Annotated in this window: 1 rRNA gene; it reads right to left on the bottom strand. The window is 58.2% G+C overall.

Going from position 1 to position 2,674, the window contains the following annotated elements:
* Positions 1-2,674, bottom strand: a 23S ribosomal RNA gene (locus tag DQ241_RS20200); the annotation flags it as partial.

Here is a 2,674-nt window from a genome sequence, read left to right as displayed (position 1 = left end):
ACCTCATCTTGAAGCGAGCTTCCCGCTTAGATGCTTTCAGCGGTTATCCCTGCCGAACGTAGCTAACCAGCAGTGCACCTGGCGGTACAACTGGCACACCAGAGGTTCGTCCGTCCCGGTCCTCTCGTACTAGGGACAGCTCTTCTCAAGTCTCTTACGCGCACGGCGGATAGGGACCGAACTGTCTCACGACGTTCTAAACCCAGCTCGCGTACCGCTTTAATGGGCGAACAGCCCAACCCTTGGGACCTACTCCAGCCCCAGGATGCGACGAGCCGACATCGAGGTGCCAAACCATCCCGTCGATATGGACTCTTGGGGAAGATCAGCCTGTTATCCCCGGGGTACCTTTTATCCGTTGAGCGACACCGCTTCCACATGCCGGTGCCGGGTCACTAGTCCCAGCTTTCGCTCCTGCTCGACCCGTCGGTCTCACAGTCAAGCTCCCTTGTGCACTTGCACTCGACACCTGATTGCCAACCAGGCTGAGGGAACCTTTGGGCGCCTCCGTTACATTTTGGGAGGCAACCGCCCCAGTTAAACTACCCACCTGACACTGTCCCTGATCCGGATCACGGACCGAGGTTAGACATCCAATTCGACCAGAGTGGTATTTCAACGGCGACTCCACGAACACTGGCGTGCCCGCTTCACAGTCTCCCACCTATCCTACACAAGCCGAACCGAACACCAATATCAAGCTATAGTAAAGGTCCCGGGGTCTTTCCGTCCTGCCGCGCGTAACGAGCATCTTTACTCGTAGTGCAATTTCGCCGAGCCTGTGGTTGAGACAGCTGAGAAGTCGTTACGCCATTCGTGCAGGTCGGAACTTACCCGACAAGGAATTTCGCTACCTTAGGATGGTTATAGTTACCACCGCCGTTTACTGGCGCTTGAGTTCTGAGCTTCGCCTTGCGGCTAACCCGTCCCCTTAACGTTCCAGCACCGGGCAGGCGTCAGTCCGTATACATCGTCTTACGACTTCGCACGGACCTGTGTTTTTAGTAAACAGTCGCTTCTCACTGGTCTCTGCGACCCCCCACCGCTGCCCCGCGCAAGGCGGTTCACGGTAAAGGGCCCCCCTTCTCCCGAAGTTACGGGGGTATTTTGCCGAGTTCCTTAACCACAGTTCGCTCGATCGCCTCGGTATTCTCTACCTGACCACCTGAGTTGGTTTGGGGTACGGGCCGCTCGGAACTCGCTAGAGGCTTTTCTCGGCAGCATAGGATCATCCAATTCGCCTCATTCGGCTATGCGTCAGGCCTCACCCTCGTGCGACGCGGATTTGCCTACGTCGCGGGCCACACCCTTGCACCGGTACTACCACTCACCGGTAGGACTACCTTCCTGCGTCACCCCATCGCTTGCCTACTACCAGTCCGGGTCCCAGCCTCCCCACATCTCCTCACAAGTGAGGATCAGTGGTTCGGGTGGTTAGCATCGCTGGGTTCAGCATGGGCGCTCCTTCGCGGGTACGGGAATATCAACCCGTTGTCCATCGACTACGCCTGTCGGCCTCGCCTTAGGTCCCGACTCACCCTGGGCGGATTAGCCTGGCCCAGGAACCCTTGGTCTTCCGGCGGGGGAGGTTCTCACTCCCCTCTCGCTACTCATGCCTGCATTCTCACTCGCGTGGCGTCCACGGCTGGATCACTCCGCCGCTTCGACCGCCACACGACGCTCCCCTACCCATCCACACACCTGGCCGGCCCACACAAGGACCGGCGGGCTAACGTGTGAATGCCACGGCTTCGGCGGTGTGCTTGAGCCCCGCTACATTGTCGGCGCAGAACCACTTGACCAGTGAGCTATTACGCACTCTTTCAAGGGTGGCTGCTTCTAAGCCAACCTCCTGGTTGTCTCTGCGACTCCACATCCTTTTCCACTTAGCACACGCTTAGGGGCCTTAGCCGATGATCTGGGCTGTTTCCCTCTCGACTACGAACCTTATCGCCCGCAGTCTCACTGCCACGCTCTCACTTACCGGCATTCGGAGTTTGGTTGACGTCAGTAACCTTGTGGGGCCCATCGGCCATCCAGTGCTCTACCTCCGGCAAGAAACACGTGACGCTGCACCTAAATGCATTTCGGGGAGAACCAGCTATCACCGAGTTTGATTGGCCTTTCACCCCTACCCACAGCTCATCCCCTCAGTTTTCAACCTAAGTGGGTTCGGTCCTCCACGCGGTCTTACCCGCGCTTCAACCTGGCCATGGGTAGATCACTCGGCTTCGGGTCTAGAGCACGCGACTGTATCGCCCTGTTCGGACTCGCTTTCGCTACGGCTGCCCCTCACGGGTTAACCTCGCCACGTACCGCTAACTCGCAGGCTCATTCTTCAAAAGGCACGCAATCACCCCGGACCGAAGTCCTAAGGCTCTCACGGCTTGTAGGCACACGGTTTCAGGTACTATTTCACTCCCCTCCCGGGGTACTTTTCACCTTTCCCTCACGGTACTTGTCCGCTATCGGTCACCAGGGAGTATTCAGGCTTAGCGGGTGGTCCCGCCAGATTCACACCGAATTTCACGGGCTCGGTGCTACTTGGGAAACAAGCTCGGGAGGACATGCGTTTTCGTGTACGGGGCTCTCACCCTCTACGGCGACCCCTTCCAGAGGCCTTCCACTAACACACGCCTTTATGACTCCCCGCACGTCCGGCAGAACGTGCTGA

The sequence above is a fragment of the Blastococcus sp. TF02A-30 genome, from assembly GCF_003319185.1.
Taxonomy (GTDB): Bacteria; Actinomycetota; Actinomycetes; order Mycobacteriales; family Geodermatophilaceae; genus Blastococcus.
The sequence above is the reverse complement of the archived record's forward strand: the minus strand, read 5'-3'. Positions and strand labels throughout refer to the sequence as shown.